This window comes from Dehalococcoidales bacterium (assembly GCA_035529395.1).
In the GTDB taxonomy this organism is placed as follows: Bacteria; Chloroflexota; Dehalococcoidia; order Dehalococcoidales; family Fen-1064; genus DUES01.
The window spans coordinates 1-18,283 of sequence record DATKWT010000172.1 but is presented as its reverse complement, the minus strand read 5'-3'; the positions used below and the strand labels follow the sequence as shown (position 1 = coordinate 18,283).

The window sequence follows — 18,283 nt, the reverse complement described above, 5'->3', positions numbered from 1 at the left end:
ACATCGGCGGTGGCGCGATAAATGGCGACGTAGTAGCCGCGCACGGGCTGGTCACCGCGCTCGAGGCGGAGGAAGCCGGCACACGCGTCAAGCTGGATGTCTGGATGGAAAACCAGGGGCAGGACAAGATAGTCGTCGGCGAGGCAAGCTGCATCCGGTAACCGCTCATTGACGACATCGGGCTGGGGGTGTCCCCCAGGTATAATCTTTCCCCCCTTCCTCGGTAGGAAGGCTCTTCCTGGACAGGAAGGGGAAGGCGGCCCAGATGGGCCGCACGGGGATTGGCCAAAAAGAGGTCTTTCCGTTGGCCTGCTAGTCAAGCTGGCGTATCCGGCGGGCGAAGATGAGGGTCAGCAGAGACACGATAACCAGGACGGCAGCAAACCCGCCAATTGCCCACTGAACTCCCCAGGCCTCTCCCATAACCCCTGCGGCAAAGGTCCCGAAGCTGGTCAGCCCGAACTCCATCATGTAGATGCTCATCACCCGGCCGCGGTACTCATCTTCAACGTAGTACTGGATGAGGGTATTGCCTAGGGTCATCCGTCCCGTTGTGCCTATACCGACGAAGACCATCAAACCCAGCGACAGGTACCAGGACTGAGAAATCGAGAAGGCAGTCAGGGCCGACCCCAATACGAGACAACTGACCAGCAGCATCAGGCCGCGCCGCTTGTTAGGAAGGGAAGCGAGAATGAGCGAGGCGACAATGGCACCGATACCGGAAACGCTCAACAGCATTCCGCCGCCAGCTTCATCGACATGCAGGACATCCTCGCACAAAAAAGGCAGGAGGTACATGTAAGGCATGGACAATATCACGGCGGCGAGAGTCACGAGGAGGACGAGTATGAGGGTGGTCTGACCCCGCAGGTACTTAAGACCCTCCTTAATGCCGTCGAGGGCACCGCCACCGCCAACGGTGATAGTACTGGTGCGGGGTAGAAGGGCAATAAACACGATCGCCACAACGTACATCCCGGACATGATGTAGTAAACGACCGCATAGTCCAGCTCCTTTATGAGGAAGCCGCAGGCCGCGGGGGCCATGACGCGGAGCAAGTTCATACCCAGATTATTCAGCGAGAGGGCGTTCATCAGTTGCTCCTCACCGACTATCTCGGGGAGGATGGCCTGGCGGGAGGGCATCATGAGGGCCATGATGGTCCCCTGCAGGACCGAGGCCCCGATAAGTATCCAGTACGAACCCTCGACTTCAGGGCTGAGGTAGCCAAGAGACAGGGCAACGGCAACACCCAGGACAGCGAGCGCCGAGCCTATCTGACCAATGAGCATCACGTACTTCTTCTGCATCCGGTCCGCAATCACCCCGCCAAAAAGGGACAGGCCGAGCATAGGTACCGCGTGAGCGAAAGCCGTTGCTCCCACGATGGCCGGCGAATCAGTCAGTTGCTTCATCAGCCACAGGCGGGCAAACATCTGCATGTTCATCGCCGCCATCTGGCCCAGCAGTGCTCCGAAGTAGAGACGGAATACCGGGTTCTTGAAGGACGTAAAGGTCCGCAGGTTGAAAAACCGGGAAAATCCTCCACCCCCGCCAATTCCCATCTCAGAATCATCGCCCTGTCCGGTGTATCTGGGTGAACCGCCTCTCACGCAATACTCCCGCTAGTCCCGATTTTGTGGGATGAGTCTCTCGGAGGAAGGAACGAGCATGCCGCCGAATGCCCGATATTGGTTACAGTGTATGCCCATTGGGTAGGAAGGTGCAAACAGTGGCGACGTTCTTGTCCGGCTGAAGTCGCCTACAAGGTCGGCTTCCGGCAAAGGAAGAAGCCCCGGTCGGCGCTTTCGGTCAGGCCAGTCATGCCCTCACGCTCATCATGGGCACAGGTCTCCACATCGGTGAAGCCGGCTTCCGCCAGGGCAGAGAGTACCTCAGCCGGAGAGTAGCACATCTGGAGGAGGGTCACGTCCTTCCGTTCCCAGCCGTCCTCGAGGAGCATGATGGTGGTATCGAATCGTGCGATTTTCTCATCCGGATTGTAGCTGGTACGGACAATACAGAGGTGGTCCTCCTCGACGATGCCGAAGTTGTCGTTCCAGGTGAAGCCGTAGCCCGCCGCCATGTTAAGGTCGAAGAAGAACGACCCGCCATCGCGCAGGACGGCGTGGACGTTGCGGAAGACCGCTGTTAGCTCTTCCAGGGTCATGACGTGGTTCAGGCTGTCAAAGACGCTGACGACGGCATCATAGCTGTCCGGCAGGGTGAAGGAACGGGCATCGGCGTGGACAAATTCGGCGTCCGGGGCGTTTTCACGGGCGAAGCGCAGCATCTCAGCCGAGCCGTCGACACCGGTGACACGGTAACCGAGGGCGGTCAGTGTCCCGGCAAGCTGCCCGGTACCGCAGCAGAGGTCGAGGATGCTGGCCCCGGCGGGAAGCTCCCGGAGCACAAGCTGCTCCAGGATAGGAAAGACACGCGGGGTGAACTCGTCACCCCAGTACTTGTTATAGACCCAGGCAAATGCGTCATAATCTGAGTATGTGGGCATTAGAAGCTAGCGATACCTTCCGAAACCTCCTCGCCGCGTTCCTTGCGGAACTCCAGATAGAGTTCAAGGGCTTCTTTCATACTGGCAAGGCACTCGTCGTGGGTGTCACCCTGGGCGTGTGCCTCAGGAACAAGAGGACAACTGCCGATGAAGATGCCGTCCGGGGCTTTTCTAATGACTACTGTATAATCCATCGTCAACCTCCACCGCCACCATTATAGCACGGCGGACAAGCGAGCGAACCACCTCACCCTCCCTCAACCTCTCTGTAAGCAGCGGCACTATCTTATGGAGGTCACCGGTTAGACCGCAGCCAGCAGAACGGTATAGTTCTTACCGTACACCTTGGCACATGATGGGCAGGTGGTATAGAAGTAATACAGGCACTTGAACTCCTTGCCCTTTGATTTGACATGAGCTTTCATTTCTTTAACCCACTTGCCAGTGTTCGAGTATGGCCCTTCAAAAACCTTGGTCAGAAATGTCCCTGAGACTCTTGTCATCTCTGCTCCCGGCACCTCTTTGCTGACGGCAATATAGATATCACTTCCCCATAGAGATTTCTCATCCGAAAGCATCAGCGGCTCAGGAGCAAGGGCATCAGCATCCTGAATCCTCTCCATGTTTCCGACCATCACTCTTCCCATGTTCAGCGGGATATGCAGGAAGCTTCTGACATGGTCTTTGAGGAATAGCCTGTCCTCGAAGGTTACCTCTTTTTCGTCCCAGGGCTCCGGGTTAAATCGCGGGCAGCAACCTGTCTCTGATTGCTCGTAAAGTTTGTCCTTCAATTCACTGACCTCCTTTCAACCTCTCCGTCAGAAGGGGCACTATCCTGAAGAGGTCACCTACCAGGCCGTAGGTGGCTACCTCGAAGATGGGGGCTTCGGGGTCGTCGTTTATAGCCACAATCATATCGGTGGTCTGCATACCGGCCAGGTGCTGCACCGCCCCGGATATCCCGCAGGCAATGTAGAGCCTGGGGCAGACCGTCTTGCCCGTCTGTCCTACCTGGTGGGAATAGGGAATCCAGCCATCGTCCACCGGCGGCCGGGAGGAACCTACGGCTGCGCCCAGGGCATCGGCCAGCTCCCGGATGATACTGAAGTTTTCCGGCTTGCCCAGCCCCCGCCCCCCGGAGACGATAATATCGGCGTCCTCCAGCTTCACCTTCTCGGTCAGGTCTTTCACAAAGTCCACGAGCTTCGTCCGGGCGGTGACGCGCTCTTTGTCGAAATCAACCCTGATTATGGTTGCTTCACGGGAGGTGTCCGGCGTGTTGCGCTTGAAAACACGCGGGCGTACTGTGGACATCTGCGGTCGTTTTGCCGGGCAGATGATGGTTGCCATGACATTGCCGCCAAAGGTGGGGCGCGTCTGTAAAAGGAGCCTTTTTTCGGTGTCGATATCAAGCCCGGTGCAGTCGGCGGTCAGGCCCGTCTTGAGGACGGCGGCCACGCGGGGGAAGAAAGCCCGCCCGAAAGACGTCGCTCCGGCAAGGACAATCTCCGGCCTGCGCTCCCGGATAAGCCGGACCAACTCGGCGGCGTAGACCTCCTCCTGTTGAGAAGCAAGGGAAGGGTCATCGACAAGGTAGACCCTGTCCGCTCCGCAGGCTGCCAGTTGCTCGACGCCATCCAGGTTATGGCCGAAGCATACCGCGCAGAGCTCCGTGTTCAGAGCGTCGGCAAGCTCTCTGCCTTTCGAGAGAAGCTCGTAGCCCACTCCCCGTATCTCGCCGTCCTGTCTTTCGGCGTACACCCAGACCCCACGGTAGGAGTCATCGGCAGGGACCGTATCAACGACAGACTCTATGGTGATTGCATCGACAGGGCAGACATCACGGCAGGCACCGCAGAGGTTGCAGCCCTCCCCTATCCGGGCTACGTCGTCGACTATCTCAATCAGACCGAAGGGACAGGCATCAATGCAACTGCCACAGCCGGTACATTCGTCAATATCAACCCGAATCCCCATATCACCGCCAACCCTACGCTATCCTGGCTTCCCTGAGCTTCTCAAGCAAGGTGTCCACCTGGCTCTCCGGGTCGCCCTCAAGCATCTCGCCTTGGTGGACCCGCCGGGGGAAGAATATCTCGACCACCCATGTCGCCGAGCCGACCAGACCAATCCTTCCCTCATCGACCTCCAAATCACTAGCCGTCCACACCGGTATCTCTGCCTTCCTGGACCGGGCCATCCCGCGCAGCGACGGAAGGCGGGGCACGTTTATCTCCTTGACCACGGTGATTATACCCGGCAGGGACATTTCAACAATCTCGTGCCCGTCCTCAACCATCCGCTCGACCCTCATCAGGTCGCCGTCTATTTCCTCGACCTTGCTGACGTAGGCAGCAAACGGGACGTCCAGCCATTCGGCAAGCTCCGGACCGACCTGGCCGGTATCGCCGTCTATGGTCTGCCGACCGCAGATTACCAGGTCGTACTGCTCAATCTTCCGCATCGCCTGCGAAAGCGTATAGGAAGTAGCCAGGGTATCGGCGCCGGCAAAGGCAGCGTCACTGAGGAGGATGGCTTCATCAGCACCGCAACTGATGGCCTCGCGGAGCATCTCCTCAGCCTGGGGAGGCCCCATACTGATGGCGGTGACCTTGCCGCCATAGCGCTCCTTGAGGCGGACTCCCTCTTCAAGAGCGTAGGCGTCGAACGGGTTGACGATATTCTTGATGCCCTGTCTCCGGAGGGTGTTCGTCTCCGGGTCAATCCTGACATCAGTGGTACCCGGGACCTGCTTGAGACAGACAATAATGTTCATTCCCGTCGCGCCTTCCTCTTCCTGACGCCGACGGCAATCGTGTTTCGCAGCACCTCGTTGGAGCCCTCGTATATCTGGGTAATCTTGGCATCCCGCATCATCTTCTCCAGCGGGTAGTCACGCATATAGCCGGCTCCGCCGCAGACCTGGACCGCCTCAGTGGTAACCTTCATGGCCACGTCAGAGGCAAAGACCTTGGCCATAGACGCTTCCTCGGTGTAGCTCCGGGCACCACCGTCAATCGTCCGGGCGGTGGCGTACACCAGCAGCCGGGCTGCCTCCACCTGGGTGGCCATTTCCGCTATCTTCTGCTGGACAACGGGCAGCGAGATGATAGGTTTCCCGAACTGGATACGCTGCGCGGTGTAGTCGACTGCCGCTTCCAGGGCTCCCTGGGCAATACCCACAGCCTGGGCACCAATACCGGGACGCGACCGGTCCAGTATCCTCATCGTCATGACGAATCCCATACCTTCCCTGCCAATCAGGTTCTCTTCCGGGACCAGGCAGTTACGGAAGACCAGTTCCCTGGTGGGGGAGGTACGGATGCCCATCTTCTTCTCTTTCTTGCCGAAGGTGAAGCCCGGCGTGTCTTTCTCCACCACGAAAGCACTGGCGCCACGAGGTCCTTTTGATTTGTTCGTCAGGGCAATAATAGTGTATATCTCGGCTTCGCCACCGTTGGTGATGAACTGCTTGGTGCCGTTTAGTACGTAGCCCTCGGGCACCTTCTCGGCGGTAGTCTTGATAGCAGCGACGTCACTGCCAGCGGTGGACTCGGTCAGGCCAAAAGCAGCCAGCTTTTTACCGGCAGCAATATCCGGCAGGTACTTCTGCTTCTGCTCCTCACTGCCGAATTCGAGTATTGCATAAGCCCCCAGAGTGGTCGCGGCGTAGCAGACGGTGACACCGCTGCACACCCGGCTCAGTTCCTCAATCACCAGGCACAGGTCGAGACCGCCCCCACCGAGACCGTCATATTCCTCGGGGATGAAGATACGGAAAATGTCGCTATCGGCAAGGTCCTTCATGATTGACCGGGGGAACTCCTCGGTCTCATCAAGCTCTGCCCGGACCGGTAGAATCCTCTCTTCGGCAATACGCCTTGCCAGGCTTTTCAATGTCTTCTGTTCTTCACTCAGGCCATAGTCCAAGACACTCCTCCAGAAGCCTGTATTTCGTCAATGGCTGACCAGGGGGAATAGACACCCGACCACAATACCAGACCTGGCTGTCAGGAGACCCGTTTGACTGGTAACCACCCGTCGAACCCTGCGGGAACCGTCACACCCCGATGGCAGATTGCATATTATAGGCTGAGTCACATGCCTGCTGTCAAGCTGGAGATGTGCGGTGGTCATTGCGAGGAGCTTACCGACGCAGCGTCGGCCTTTGCGATATGCCTCTGGAACAGAGGCGCGCAATCTCAGCCCTCACAACATTAAAGGTATGCCAGGATTCTTCGCTGCCTTTTCACTTTCCCTTCGCTTGCACTCAGGGCTTCGGCTCGCAGTGATAAGTGGGGACAAAACCGCAGGAACCAGTCCTGTGGATCAGGGCAGCGGGTGGAATGAGGCTGCACTTTGGAGTATAATAATGACGAAGTCTGCCGGGAATTCCCAGGCAATTAATCGGTGGATTACCCGGAATGCCGGAGGTGAGTCTGTTATGGCCAAAGCCTTTGTACTGATTGAAACAACGGTAGGCAGAACCAAAGAAGTTGCCGCAGCCCTCAAGGACCTGAAGGGCATGACATCGGTCAATGCGGTCACCGGGCCCTACGACGTTATCGCCATCATCGAGGCGGAAACCCTCAACGAAATCGGTGACATCGTTACGCAGGTAATTCATCCTATTACCGGTATCTCCCGCACGGTGACCTGCCTGGCGGTCTAACCGGGTGCCGTCCGGGCACTCTGCTTCGCACTTAATAAGATATACCCGAGGAGTCAGTAAGTATGGATTTTAAGTTCAGTCCGGAACAGGAAGCGTTCCGGAAAGAAGTAAGCGATTTTCTCGAAGAGGAGATAAGGAACGGGACCTTCCAGCCGATGTGCGATGGCTGGATACAGGGCTATTCCCCGGGGTTCACCAGGAAGATGGCCGCCAGGGGCTGGATTGGACTGAGCTGGCCTCGCGAATATGGCGGCCAGGGACGCAGCGAGACCGACCGGCTTATACTGACCGAAGAACTGTTGCGCTACGGGGCTCCTGCTGCCTGCCACTGGTTTGCCGACCGCCAGATAGGCCGTTCCCTTATCGCTCACGGTACCGAAGAACAGAAGCAGGAGCTTCTCCCCCTGATTCTGAAGGGAGAAGCCTACATCGGCCTGGGCATGAGCGAACCGGAGGCGGGCTCGGACCTGGCATCACTCCAGACCAGGGCTGTTGAAGACGGGGACGACTACATCATCGACGGACAGAAGATGTGGACCAGTTGTGCCCGGTTCATGACGCACGTTTACCTTGTGGCCAGGACAGATCCGGATGCACCCAAGCACCGTGGCATCAGCGAGTTTGTCATTGACGCCAGCCTGCCGGGAATATCCATCCGGCCAACGATTGACATCACCGGCAGCGAGGCCTGGGGCGAGGTCTTCTATGACGGGGTTCGTGTCTCCAAGAGGCACCTCATCGGGGAGAAGAACCGCGGCTTCTACCAGATACTCAACCAGCTTGACTACGAACGTGCCGGGCTGGAGCGTCTCATGGGCAACTATCCGCTCTTTGAGGCTATCATTGAATTCACCAGGGAGACCGAGCACAACGGAGTTCCCCTCTGCAAAGACCCGCTTATCCGGGACAAGCTGGCCCGACTTCAGGTCGAGTTCGAGATGGGGCGTCTGCTCACCTACCGCGTGGTGCTGGTGATGGAGCAGGGACGTGCCCCCAATGTCGAAGCCGCCATGGCCAAGGCCTACTGCACCACCTTTGAACAACGCCTGGCCAGCGTGGCGACAGAGATACTGGGACTGTACGGGCAGTTGGTGGCCGAATCGAAGTGGGCGCCCATCCTGGGCATGGCACCGCATTCTTATCTCGGCTCAAAGGGCTACAGCCTGCAGGCAGGCACCACCGAGGTACTGAAGAACATCGTGGCCACACGGGGACTGGGTCTGCCCACGGAATGAGAGGAGAGAAGGATATGAGCACTATCAAGTTGCCTGCGCTGGCATGGTACAAGATGAAGGAGTTGGAACTCACCGTGCCGGACGGCTGGCAGGTGGAGACACTCGATATGGCTGGCTATAACCGACCCGCCCTGACACCGGAGCAGGTCAAGGCGGCTATTGGCAATGCCATTGGTACGCCGCCACTTAAGGAACTTGCCAGGGATAAGAAAGAGGTCGTCATTATATTCGACGATATGACGCGCGGGACCAGGACATATGACATGGTACCGCACGTCCTGGCAGAACTGGCCGCCGCGGGTATCCCTGATTCCGGCATCCGCTTTATTTGTGCCCTCGGTTGTCACGCAGCCTACACACGGGAGCACTTCGCCAAGAAGCTGGGCGAGGAAGTGATGGCCCGGTTCCCGGTGTACAATCATAACGCTTTTGGCAACTGCACCTATGCCGGTAAGACCAGGACTTACGGCACCGAGGTCAACGTCAATGAAGAGGTAATGAAGTGCGACCTTAAAATTGCCATCGGTTCGGTGGTCCCCCACCCGATGAACGGCTTTGGTGGTGGTGGGAAGATAATCCTGCCCGGGGTGACGTCTTTCGAGACCACCCGGGACAACCACATTTCCTTCTATCAGATGATGGCACAGCAGCGAGATAAACGCACTGCCGGCATGGGTCTCTTCGATGAAAACCTGATGCGCATGGACATCGAAGAGGCAGCCACTCTCTCCGGCCTGGACTTCATGGTAAATTGCCTGATGAATAGCCGGGGTGAAACTGTGGCCGTTTTTGCCGGTGCCCTGATACCATCGTACGCTGCCGCAGTCGAGGCAGCCAAACCACACTACCTGACACCCCGGGCGCAGGATATGGATGTTGCTATCGCCAACACCTTCACCAAGGCCAACGAGGGCTTCATTGGTGCCGCCATCGCTTATCGCGCCGTCGCACCCGGCGGCGATGTCGTCCTTATCGCCAATGCCCCGGACGGCCAGGTGACCCACTACCTGCTCGGCCCGTTTGGCAATTCCAGCTTTGCACCACTGCGGCAGGGAGGCAGGGTACCCTCGCACGTTGGACGTCTGATTGTCTTCACGGAGTACCCGGACTTATCCAGCAAGAGCTGGTTCGGAGAATCGGACAAGGTCCATTTCGTGTATAAGTGGGATGAAGTTCTGGAAATGCTGGAGAAGGACCACGGTACCGGTACCAGGGTTGCCGTGTATCCCAGCGCCGAAATCCAGTACACCAATGGGTAGCAGAATGAATGATAGCACCGTTCGTGAGTTTACCAACAGTAACGATACCCTCCGGGTATACAGCGGGGACAGGTTGCTCTTTTCCTCGGAAAAGGAACGTCTCCTGCCACTGATGGAGTACATCGAGACCTGTGTCCCCTATGAGAAGGACGTAACCGTCCTGGACCGGGTAGTCGGTAATGCCGCGGCGTTTCTACTGGTGAAGATACTCTGCCGTGAAACCTACGGTGAACTGGGCAGCGAGTTTGCCGCGAAGACACTGAAACAGCTCGGTATCGGCTACCGGTTCGACGAGACGGTCCCCCATATTATGAACAACAAACAGGACGGCATGTGCCCGATGGAAGAGCTTTCACTCGGCAAGACCCCGGGCGAGTTCTACCAGGCTCTCAAGGAACGGCTCTCGGGCCAGTAGGGCAGCGGAGGAGATAGTCATGGCCTTGAAAACAGCGGAGCAGTACTACGATAGCCTGCGGCAGATGAGTCCGACTGCCTACATTCTGGGCGAGAAGGTAGCCGATATCACCAGCCACCCGCTGACAAAGGGACAGGTGGCCGGGGTGGCGCAGACCTTTGCCCTTGCCCACGACCCCGAAGGCAGGGAGTTACTGGTAACCCACTCCGACCTCGTCGGGGAGGAAGTCAGCCGTTTTACTGCACTCTATGAAAGCATCGACGACCTCCTGACCAAGGTCAGGATGCTCAAGTTCCTCTCCCAGCGGACGGGCACCTGTTATATGCGGTGTACCGGGATGGATGCCCTGAATGCTGTCGGCGTGGTAACCCACGATATCGATACCAAGCACGGTACCGGCTACCGCGAGAGGTTCCTGGAGTACCTGAAGTACGTCCAGAGGAACGACCTCGTCGTCTGGAGCGGGGTCACCGATGTCAAGGGAGACCGGTCGCTCCGCCCTTCGGCACAGCCCGACCCGGATATGTACCTCCGTATCGTTGACCGGAACGATGACGGCATTATCGTCCGTGGTGCCAAGGCACACCAGAGCGGCTCACTCTGCGCTCACGAGGGGCTGATACTGCCCTCCCGGGAGATGCGCGAAAATGACCGGGACTACGCGGTCGCTTTTGCCGTGCCCGTCGATGCCAGGGGTGTAATTCATGTCTACGGTCGTGGTACCCTCGAAGCCAGGGCAATGGAGGGAGTCGACCTCGGCAACGTTGACTTCGGTAAATTCTGCCCGATGGTTATCTTTGACGACGTATTCGTGCCCTGGGAGAGGGTTTTCATGTGCGGCGAGCACGAGTTTGCCGGGCCGATGGTGAGGCTTTTCGGAAGCTACCACCGCCACTCTCATGGAGGATGCAAGTGCGGTGTTGGTGACGTCCTCATCGGAGCGGCGGCAGCGGTCGCCGAGTATAACGGCGTGCCCAATGCCTCCCACATCAATGCCAAGCTTGTCGACATGATAAAGACTGTCCAGACGATGTATGGCTGCTGTCTGGCCGCCTCGATAGAGGCCAAAGAGAGTGATTCCGGCATATACCTGGTAGACAGCGTACTGGCAAATACATCCAAGCTCTATGAAGGCAAGGAGTACCACGAGGTAATCCGCCTCCTGGTGGACATTGCCGGGGGACTGGTGGCTGATCTGCCCTCGGAGAAAGACCTGCGCAATCCGGATATCGGACCCCTCGTTGAAAAATACCTGAAGGGGGCGGAAGGTGTACCGGTGGAGGACAGGATGCGCATGTTCCGCCTCATCGAGAAGCTAGCCTTCGAGACCAGGGATATTGTCTCCAACATCCACGGCGGTGGCTCGCCGGAAGCGCACCGGATGACGCTACTCCGCGACACGGATATCGAGCCCAAGAAAAAGCTGGCCCGGAGACTGGCCGGTATCAAAGAAAGTAAATAGAGGATATTGTTGATGGATTTCACTCTGTCTGAAGAACAGGAAATGCTTAGGAAGACTGCCCGCGACTTTCTCGAAGAGAAGTGCCCTAAGACGCTGGTCAGAGACATGGAGAGCGACGAGAAAGGCTATCCACCCGCACTCTGGAAGGAGATAGCGGGACTGGGCTGGATGGGGCTGGCGTTTCCGGAGAGCTTCGGTGGCAGCGGTATGAGCTTCCTTGACCTTGCTGTCCTGCTTGAGGAGACGGGGAGGGCCTGTCTGCCCGGCCCCTTCCTGTCCGGCGTGGTCCTCGGTGGTCTGACCATCCTCGATGCTGGCAACGAGCGACAGAAACAGGAATACCTGCCGGTAATAGCCAGCGGTGAGAAGGTCTTCACCCTTGCCCTTACCGAGGTTGCTGCCGGTTACGACGCTGGCTCAATCAACGTGACGGCTACCGCTGACGGCAGCGACTACCTGATTGACGGTACCAAGCTATTTGTCCCCGATGCCAACGTTGCCGACTATCTGCTCTGTGTCGCCCGCACTGGCCAGCCAACGGATACGGACGAAGGACTCACCGTCTTCATCGTAGACTCCAGGAGCCCCGGAATCAGCCACTCGCTCCTGAAAACAATATCCGGCGACAAGCTGTGCGAGGTTACGTTTGATCGGGTGAAGGTAAGCGCGGAGAACATCCTCGGTGAACCCGGCCAGGGATGGGATATCGTACAGAGGACAATCCAACGCGCCGCGGTGGCCAAGTGCTGTGAGCTGGTGGGAGTTATGCAGGGAGCGCTGGAGTTGACCCTCGACTATGCCAAAGAGAGGCGGCAGTTTGACCGGCCGATAGGCAGCTTCCAGGTCATCCAGCACTTCTGTGTCGATATGGCTACCGACTGCGAGACGACAAGGTTCGGCACCTACCAGGCAGCCTGGGTGCTCAGTGAAGGGCTACCCTGCGCGAAAGAGGTATCAGTCGCCAAGGCCTGGGCGGGCGAGGCCTATGACCGCGTGGTCACACTGGCACACCAGATTCACGGAGCCATCGGCTGTACTATTGACCACGACCTGCAGTTCTACACCAAGCGGGGCAAGGCAGCGCAGCTCAGCTTCGGTGGCGGTGATTTCCACCGGGAGATAGTCGCTCAGTGTATGGGACTATGATTTCCCGGTATATTCCTCAAGCTTTGCCAGGACCTCACTAATGGTCTGCTCTGCGGTGGAAGCTCCTCCGGTAACGCCGATACGACGGTACTCCTGAACCCAGGCAGGTTCAACCTCGTCCGCTGTTTCAATCAGGCGTGTTGTCGTTGTCCCCGAACACAGTTCGGCAAGGTGGTTGGTATTGGCGCTGGTATGGTCTCCGGTAACCAGCATCAGGTCCACTCTGCTTGCCAGGTCCATGGCTGCCGCCTGCCGCCTGCGGATATCGTGGCAGATGGTGTCAATAACCCGTAGCTCGGAGTCCTTGGCGAGGACTAAACCGAGTAAATCCTTCGTGAACCTGGTGAAATGGTCCGGTATCTGGGTGGTCTGGGCCAGGACTCCGAGACGGCGCGGTAAAGGCTCAAACGATGCCAGCGAACCTGCATCCAGTGTGGCCATGCCTACATTATTCGCCCACCCCAGAATGCCCTTCACCTCAGGGTGGTTGGTATCACCGTAGATGATTACCAGGAAACCGGACCTTGCCAGCCGCTGGGCGACCTTCTGCGCCCGGAGTACGAAGGGACAGGTGGTATTCACTACGGTGAGTTGTCGGGACCGGAGTTCCTCCTCTACCTGGGGACTGATTCCGTGGGCACCGGTAACCACGATGTCGCCACGTATATCATCGATACTACTGGCCACTCTGACACCGATAACGGACAGCCTCTTTAGTACCTGCCGGTTATGTACCAGCGCCCCCAGAGTTTCCACACTGCCCCGTTCCCGGGCAACCCTCTCCAGGATATCGATCGCCCGCCTGACTCCGAAGCAGAACCCTGTCTCGCCTGCCTTTTCGATTTTCAGCGTCATCCGGTTTTCCCACCCGCATAGATGCCCCGGTACTCGGCGGGTAACACTTCAGCAATATGCTCCATGATGTACTGGGTACATTCCGTCCGGTCCAACTTATCATTAGTCGGAGGAAGATGAAAGGGCCGCCCGATATTAACCGTCAGCCGTGGGCGGCGCAGTACGCTCCATATACCACTGACCCGTTCTGTGCCGGTGATGCCCACCGGCAGTATGGGAACCCCGCTGCGCAGCGCTATCAGTGTGGCACCGTCAGAGGCACGCTGAAGCTGCCCGTTCCGACTCCTCTGGCCCTCGGGAAATACTATCAGAATACCTCCGTCCGCCAGTGCTTTCTCGGCAACACGCATGGCCTGCCTGTCCAGCCTGCCACGGTGGACCGGAAAAGCGCCCAGGCCGTACATCAAATAGCTTGACGCCCGGGAGCGGAAAAGCTCCTCCTTGGCCATTATCTGTGCATATCGCCCCAGGCTGACACTGAGCATGGGAGGGTCAAGCACGGTCATATGGTTGGCGACCACGATGACCGGACCCTCGCGAGGAACGTTCTCCTTGCCCTTGACCTCCCAGCGGCTGAGGAGAAACAGTAGCAGCCTGATTGATGGGCAACAGATACGATAAATCCAGGGCACTACCCCGCCTCCGATGAATAATGGTAATCGCGGCCACCGGAATACCGGCAGCTGCGGCCACCGGAATACCGGCAACTGCGGCCACCGAAATACCGACCGCGATGACTGCCAATTATACCCGATGATTCACCCTGAGGCAAACAGATTACGCGCCGCCAGAGTCAGCAGCGTGTCCCTGCCTCTCCGGGTTGATGCCCGTCCTTCACGCTGTGATATAATGTAAGCGGTCCGAAACAACTACTTGACGGTGGACGCAGTTATGGTGGAATCTCAGGTTCCCCAACAGACCAACTCCAGAGCTACGGTTCTCTACCTTGGCCTTGGCTCAAACATGGGTGACCGCCGGGCTAATCTGGATAAGGCACTCGACTTGCTCTCACAGAGGGTAGAGGTACTGGAGGTCTCCCCGATATACGATACCGAGCCGGTGGACAATATCAATCAGCCCCGCTTCCTTAACCTTGTCTGTAAAGTCCGTACCCATCTGGCACCAATGGGACTTCTCACCCTGACCAAGGGAATCGAGTCCAAGCTGGGTCGGAGACAGGGCGGGCCCAATACACCCCGGCCGCTCGATATCGACATTCTCTTCTTCGGGGAACAGGTTATGGACAACCCCAAGCTGGTTATTCCCCACCCCAGGCTGGTAGAGAGGGCCTTCGTCCTGGTCCCCCTGGCTGAGATAGCCCCGGACCTGGTGCACCCGGTGAACGGCAAGACCGTCCGGCAGATGCTGGAGTCCTTGCAGAAGGGTGTACAGGGTGTCTTCAAGTGGGAGGAGGGCCAGGAATAACCTGTGTACACGATATCCGTTGAGCAACATTTTGATGCCGCCCATTACCTTCGCGGTTACCAGGGCAAGTGCGAGGCGCTGCATGGACACCGATTCGGCGTGGTGGCTCGCCTGGAGGCCGCTCAGCTTGATGATATCGGCATGGCCTATGATTTCACATTGCTGAAGCAGCACCTGGGTGAAATCCTCGGCCGTTTCGACCACACCTGCCTCAATGACGTGTCGCCGTTTGACGAGATAAACCCATCATCAGAGAACATCGCGGCCACTATCTATCAGGAACTCGGACCGAAACTGGCCGGGACGCCGGTTTCAATAGTCTGTGTCGAGGTGTGGGAATCACCCCAGAGCGGTGTGTCCTACCGACCTGACTGAAGCCGATTGTCCTCAGTGGAGGCCAACTGGACGCCTATTCCGGCGGCAGCAGGTTGGGAATCGTTTCTTCAATCGGGTAGCGGACATCACACTTGGCACAGTACAGGCTCCCGGTGACAATTTCCTTCTCGTTCTCCTCTTCCACGGTAAGCTCAAGCTCGCCCTTGCACACCGGGCAGACCAGGATGTCCATCAACTCTCTTTTCATGGGCTGATTATACCACACTGCTGTCTGACGTAAAAATAACCGCAGAAGCTTTTCCAGGCAGTGCTATCGTCTACGCCAGAATCGCCAGTTAACAGGTGTTGTCGGCTGGCCAGACTACCACACAATAGCACCCGAATATCGCACCAGCGCTAGCATAGTCTCCGGGGACAACCTCTTTACTATCGCCCGAACCATGCCTCGATACATTCCCTCGTGAGTGGAAGACGGTGTCAGCAATCTGGCCATTAAACCTGTCGCCCTTCTTCGATATCACCACATAAAGGCCGCAACCGACCTTGCGCAGGGCCTTCGGATTCATCTCCACCCCCACCATTCAACCGGAGCGCATCAGGCGCTGATTTTCTCGCCGAAGACCCTTCCGTAGTCCTGACAGGCCCGCATACCTTCGGAACCACCCAGCACATCATCTTTGAGATTGAAGGACCCCAGCTCAAACGGCTCCATTTTGAAGACGTATTCCATCGTCTCGAGGACTATCTCCGGGGCATCACCGCTGTGGGTGTAGGAACCGAACGAGCCGGCGAGCTTTCCTTCCAGGTTGGCCCTTCTTGCCAGGAACAGGAACGTCTTCATCGGCTCAGCCATGTCCCTGTGGTATGTGGGAGAGCCGAAAATGTAGCCGTCGTAACCCTCGAAGGCCTCCGCGTTCTTGACTTCGGAGACTTTCCTGGCCACTACCTCCTGTCCGGCCATGCGCACGCCTTCAGCGATGTACTGCGCCATCTTCTCCGTGTTCCCCGACAGGCTGAAGTAGACAATCAATACCTTGCTCATGTTCTACCCTCCTTGACCATACTACCGGTTATCCTGTCCGTTCGGTGCTACTACCGTACCATGTTGCAAGCACAGGCACCTACATTGTACAACATCAGTCACAGACAACACACGAACCCCTGGATTGCCCGGCAATTTATCCCGACAAGTATTGGTCTGGACTCACCCTTACACATCGTACGAGCGGTGGGTAGAATACCGGCAAGATGCGCTTAGAAACGACTCCAGTTTAGATGATGCCTTCGCTCTTCAGTGCACCGAGCTCCGCTTCGGTCATTCCCAGCACATTGCTCAGGATGTCCCGTGTGTGCTCTCCGAGGTCCGGGGAAGCCCGCTCTACGCTGATGGGCGTCCGGCCAAACTTGAACGGCGTATTCACCACCTTGAAAGCACCTGCCTCGTGGTGCCGCACTTCAGCAATCATGTTTCTGGACTGTATCTGCGGGTCTTCCGCGACCTGGGCGATGTTGTTGACCGGTCCACACGGTATGCCCACCTTCTCCAGCTCCTCCACCCACTCCCCGGTGGTCCTGGCCTTCATCGCCTCGTTTAGCACAGGTTCAAGCGCTTCGTAGTTCTGGGTACGCAGCCAGCCGTTCCGGAAGCGCTCGTCATCCATGATGTCGAGTCGCTCAATAGCGGCACAGAACAGTGGCCACTGGTCCTTGATACCGCCCCTGAGAGCCACGGCGACATGGCCATCCTTCGTCGGAAAAGTCTGAAACGGCGCGATAACCGGGTGCCTTGTGCCCAGGGCATGCGGTATCTCGCCGGTATTGAGATAGCGGACGAAAGCGTTTTCCTGGACCGTCACCTGGCAGTCCAGCATGCTTATATCCACAAGCTGCCCTTCACCACTGACATTGCGCTCCTGCAGAGCCGCCAGAGTGGCGACACACAGGAAAAGCCCGGCAGCAATGTCGCCGTAAGACGCGCCCGGTCGTACCGGTGGTCCACCTTCCTCGCCGGTGATGCTCATAATTCCGCCCATAGCCTGGATAACAACATCGAAAGCCGGTTTATGAGCGTAAGGGCCGTACTGGCCAAAACCGGAACCGGCCACGTAGATGATGCCGGGATTGCACGCCCTTACCTCATCGTAGCTCAGGCCCAGCTTCTCCATCGTTCCCGGTGTGTAGTTTTCGACAAGGACATCGGCGTTTTTAACCAGTTCGAGGAATAATGCCACTCCCTTAGCCGTGGCCAGGTTGAGGGTGACGCTCTTCTTGCCGCGATTGAGACTGAGGAAATAGGTGCTCAGTCCACGGACAACAGGACCGTTCCCCCGCGCAATATCCCCCACCTCGGGTCGCTCAATCTTGATAACATCGGCACCCATGTCGCTCAACAGCATCGTTGCGAAAGGCCCGAACAACACCTGCGTCATATCGAGAACCCTGATTCCCTCCAGTGGACCAGCCATGCTTCACCTCGTCTGTATTGATACTGCTCACTTTAGGTCACTGGCCCACCAGTGTCAAGACACCCCCGGCCAGTACCGGGCCACCATTCCTGCTCTCGCTCAGACAGAAGGGTGATGCATATAGATATTGCCTCTTTCTCCGGAGGAGAAAGAGGGGGAGAAAGGCGTAAGGGGGATGAGGCATTGCACATGAGGAGACAGCCAGTAATGGCTGGTGTAGTGTCTCGTATATATCTTTACGTATGATAGATGTTGATGCCATTCCAGCGCAGGATGGAATCCAGGGGGCAAACACGTATCCCGGATCGAGTCTAACAGGGTGATGAAAAAGGGGAGTCCAGAGGGGCTTCGCCCCTTTTGGCAGGGGTCTGGGGGTGTCCCCCAGATATAATCTTTCCCCCCTTCCTGGACAGGAAGGGGGTCAGGGGGTTGGTCGAAAGGGTTTTTCATAGGCTTGCTAGAATGACAGGGACTGTAAAGGCATTTGTAAGACACTA

At 57.6% G+C, this 18,283-nt stretch carries 21 protein-coding genes; 8 read left to right on the top strand and 13 right to left on the bottom strand.

Annotated elements, in window-relative coordinates; all coding sequences use genetic code 11:
• Positions 1 to 312 precede the first annotated feature (312 nt).
• From VMW13_10835 to VMW13_10805, 7 genes are all read right to left on the bottom strand, one after another.
• Positions 313 to 1,617 carry an MFS transporter gene (locus VMW13_10835; protein ID HUV45309.1) on the bottom strand — a complete coding sequence of 435 codons (1,305 nt, stop codon included), beginning with the start codon at positions 1,615 to 1,617 and terminating at the stop codon, positions 313 to 315.
• A 149-nt stretch (positions 1,618 to 1,766) separates the two neighbouring features.
• A complete protein-coding gene (locus tag VMW13_10830) occupies positions 1,767 to 2,516 on the bottom strand; it encodes a methyltransferase domain-containing protein (GenBank protein HUV45308.1) in 750 nt (249 codons plus the stop codon).
• Complete coding sequence (locus VMW13_10825; protein HUV45307.1) at positions 2,516 to 2,710, bottom strand: type II toxin-antitoxin system HicB family antitoxin; 195 nt, start codon at positions 2,708 to 2,710, stop codon at positions 2,516 to 2,518. Before VMW13_10825 ends, VMW13_10830 begins: the two co-directional genes overlap by 1 nt.
• 108 nt (positions 2,711 to 2,818) lie before the next feature.
• A complete protein-coding gene (locus tag VMW13_10820; protein ID HUV45306.1) occupies positions 2,819 to 3,307 on the bottom strand; it encodes a hydrolase in 489 nt (162 codons plus the stop codon).
• Between the two features lies 1 nt (position 3,308).
• Complete coding sequence (locus VMW13_10815) at positions 3,309 to 4,493, bottom strand: FAD-binding protein (protein HUV45305.1); 1,185 nt, start codon at positions 4,491 to 4,493, stop codon at positions 3,309 to 3,311.
• A gap of 13 nt (positions 4,494 to 4,506) precedes the next feature.
• Positions 4,507 to 5,292 (bottom strand): electron transfer flavoprotein subunit beta/FixA family protein, encoded by a 786-nt coding sequence (locus VMW13_10810; GenBank protein HUV45304.1) that lies wholly within the window; start codon positions 5,290 to 5,292, stop codon positions 4,507 to 4,509.
• Positions 5,289 to 6,446 carry an acyl-CoA dehydrogenase family protein gene (locus VMW13_10805; GenBank protein HUV45303.1) on the bottom strand — a complete coding sequence of 386 codons (1,158 nt, stop codon included), beginning with the start codon at positions 6,444 to 6,446 and terminating at the stop codon, positions 5,289 to 5,291. Before VMW13_10805 ends, VMW13_10810 begins: the two co-directional genes overlap by 4 nt.
• Positions 6,447 to 6,888: 442 nt before the next feature.
• Between VMW13_10805 and VMW13_10800 the strand changes: the two genes are divergently transcribed.
• From VMW13_10800 to VMW13_10775, 6 genes are all read left to right on the top strand, one after another.
• Complete coding sequence (locus tag VMW13_10800) at positions 6,889 to 7,188, top strand: Lrp/AsnC ligand binding domain-containing protein (protein ID HUV45302.1); 300 nt, start codon at positions 6,889 to 6,891, stop codon at positions 7,186 to 7,188.
• A 62-nt stretch (positions 7,189 to 7,250) separates the two neighbouring features.
• Positions 7,251 to 8,423, top strand: coding sequence for an acyl-CoA dehydrogenase family protein (locus VMW13_10795; protein HUV45301.1), 1,173 nt, complete (start codon positions 7,251 to 7,253; stop codon positions 8,421 to 8,423).
• Positions 8,424 to 8,437: 14 nt separating this feature from the next.
• Complete coding sequence (locus VMW13_10790; protein HUV45300.1) at positions 8,438 to 9,682, top strand: lactate racemase domain-containing protein; 1,245 nt, start codon at positions 8,438 to 8,440, stop codon at positions 9,680 to 9,682.
• Positions 9,683 to 9,686: 4 nt separating this feature from the next.
• Positions 9,687 to 10,097: a DUF1893 domain-containing protein gene (locus VMW13_10785; GenBank protein ID HUV45299.1), complete on the top strand. Its 411-nt coding sequence runs from the start codon at positions 9,687 to 9,689 to the stop codon at positions 10,095 to 10,097.
• Positions 10,098 to 10,116: 19 nt separating this feature from the next.
• Positions 10,117 to 11,559, top strand: a complete 1,443-nt coding sequence (locus tag VMW13_10780) for a 4-hydroxyphenylacetate 3-hydroxylase N-terminal domain-containing protein (protein ID HUV45298.1) — start codon at positions 10,117 to 10,119, stop codon at positions 11,557 to 11,559.
• A 12-nt stretch (positions 11,560 to 11,571) separates the two neighbouring features.
• The gene (locus tag VMW13_10775) at positions 11,572 to 12,705 is read left to right on the top strand and encodes an acyl-CoA dehydrogenase family protein (protein ID HUV45297.1); all 1,134 of its coding nucleotides are present in this window, start codon (positions 11,572 to 11,574) and stop codon (positions 12,703 to 12,705) included.
• Here the strand turns inward: VMW13_10775 and ispH are convergent.
• Together ispH and VMW13_10765 are read right to left on the bottom strand one after the other, a co-directional pair.
• A complete protein-coding gene (ispH, locus tag VMW13_10770) occupies positions 12,700 to 13,554 on the bottom strand; it encodes a 4-hydroxy-3-methylbut-2-enyl diphosphate reductase (GenBank protein HUV45296.1) in 855 nt (284 codons plus the stop codon). The two genes, VMW13_10775 and ispH, sit on opposite strands and share 6 nt — an antisense overlap.
• A 2-nt stretch (positions 13,555 to 13,556) precedes the next feature.
• On the bottom strand, positions 13,557 to 14,192 hold the full coding sequence (locus tag VMW13_10765; GenBank protein HUV45295.1) for a lysophospholipid acyltransferase family protein: 636 nt from the start codon (positions 14,190 to 14,192) through the stop codon (positions 13,557 to 13,559).
• 259 nt (positions 14,193 to 14,451) lie between these two features.
• On the opposite strand from VMW13_10765, the gene folK reads away from it, so the two are divergent.
• Both folK and queD read left to right on the top strand, forming a co-directional pair.
• On the top strand, positions 14,452 to 14,985 hold the full coding sequence (gene folK / locus VMW13_10760) for a 2-amino-4-hydroxy-6-hydroxymethyldihydropteridine diphosphokinase (protein ID HUV45294.1): 534 nt from the start codon (positions 14,452 to 14,454) through the stop codon (positions 14,983 to 14,985).
• A gap of 3 nt (positions 14,986 to 14,988) precedes the next feature.
• Positions 14,989 to 15,360: a 6-carboxytetrahydropterin synthase QueD gene (gene queD, locus VMW13_10755; protein HUV45293.1), complete on the top strand. Its 372-nt coding sequence runs from the start codon at positions 14,989 to 14,991 to the stop codon at positions 15,358 to 15,360.
• A gap of 34 nt (positions 15,361 to 15,394) precedes the next feature.
• Here queD and VMW13_10750 read toward each other — a convergent pair whose 3' ends face one another.
• The 4 genes from VMW13_10750 to VMW13_10735 form a co-directional block, all read right to left on the bottom strand.
• Positions 15,395 to 15,568 carry a methytransferase partner Trm112 gene (locus VMW13_10750; protein HUV45292.1) on the bottom strand — a complete coding sequence of 58 codons (174 nt, stop codon included), beginning with the start codon at positions 15,566 to 15,568 and terminating at the stop codon, positions 15,395 to 15,397.
• An 88-nt stretch (positions 15,569 to 15,656) separates the two neighbouring features.
• Complete coding sequence (locus tag VMW13_10745; GenBank protein ID HUV45291.1) at positions 15,657 to 15,887, bottom strand: hypothetical protein; 231 nt, start codon at positions 15,885 to 15,887, stop codon at positions 15,657 to 15,659.
• A 29-nt stretch (positions 15,888 to 15,916) separates the two neighbouring features.
• On the bottom strand, positions 15,917 to 16,363 hold the full coding sequence (locus tag VMW13_10740) for a flavodoxin domain-containing protein (GenBank protein ID HUV45290.1): 447 nt from the start codon (positions 16,361 to 16,363) through the stop codon (positions 15,917 to 15,919).
• A 229-nt stretch (positions 16,364 to 16,592) separates the two neighbouring features.
• Positions 16,593 to 17,786 carry a CaiB/BaiF CoA-transferase family protein gene (locus VMW13_10735; GenBank protein ID HUV45289.1) on the bottom strand — a complete coding sequence of 398 codons (1,194 nt, stop codon included), beginning with the start codon at positions 17,784 to 17,786 and terminating at the stop codon, positions 16,593 to 16,595.
• Positions 17,787 to 18,283 lie beyond the last annotated feature (497 nt).

Coding starts and splice junctions, on each gene's coding strand:
- VMW13_10830 (HUV45308.1), bottom strand. CDS start 2,516: ATGCCCACATACTCAGATTATGACGCATTTGCCTGGGTCTATAACAAG.
- VMW13_10825 (HUV45307.1), bottom strand. CDS start 2,710: ATGGATTATACAGTAGTCATTAGAAAAGCCCCGGACGGCATCTTCATC.
- VMW13_10815 (HUV45305.1), bottom strand. CDS start 4,493: ATGGGGATTCGGGTTGATATTGACGAATGTACCGGCTGTGGCAGTTGC.
- VMW13_10810 (HUV45304.1), bottom strand. CDS start 5,292: ATGAACATTATTGTCTGTCTCAAGCAGGTCCCGGGTACCACTGATGTC.
- VMW13_10800 (HUV45302.1), top strand. CDS start 6,889: ATGACGAAGTCTGCCGGGAATTCCCAGGCAATTAATCGGTGGATTACC.
- VMW13_10795 (HUV45301.1), top strand. CDS start 7,251: ATGGATTTTAAGTTCAGTCCGGAACAGGAAGCGTTCCGGAAAGAAGTA.
- VMW13_10790 (HUV45300.1), top strand. CDS start 8,438: ATGAGCACTATCAAGTTGCCTGCGCTGGCATGGTACAAGATGAAGGAG.
- VMW13_10785 (HUV45299.1), top strand. CDS start 9,687: ATGAATGATAGCACCGTTCGTGAGTTTACCAACAGTAACGATACCCTC.
- VMW13_10780 (HUV45298.1), top strand. CDS start 10,117: ATGGCCTTGAAAACAGCGGAGCAGTACTACGATAGCCTGCGGCAGATG.
- VMW13_10775 (HUV45297.1), top strand. CDS start 11,572: ATGGATTTCACTCTGTCTGAAGAACAGGAAATGCTTAGGAAGACTGCC.
- folK (HUV45294.1), top strand. CDS start 14,452: ATGGTGGAATCTCAGGTTCCCCAACAGACCAACTCCAGAGCTACGGTT.
- VMW13_10750 (HUV45292.1), bottom strand. CDS start 15,568: ATGAAAAGAGAGTTGATGGACATCCTGGTCTGCCCGGTGTGCAAGGGC.
- VMW13_10745 (HUV45291.1), bottom strand. CDS start 15,887: ATGAATCCGAAGGCCCTGCGCAAGGTCGGTTGCGGCCTTTATGTGGTG.
- VMW13_10740 (HUV45290.1), bottom strand. CDS start 16,363: ATGAGCAAGGTATTGATTGTCTACTTCAGCCTGTCGGGGAACACGGAG.
- VMW13_10735 (HUV45289.1), bottom strand. CDS start 17,786: ATGGCTGGTCCACTGGAGGGAATCAGGGTTCTCGATATGACGCAGGTG.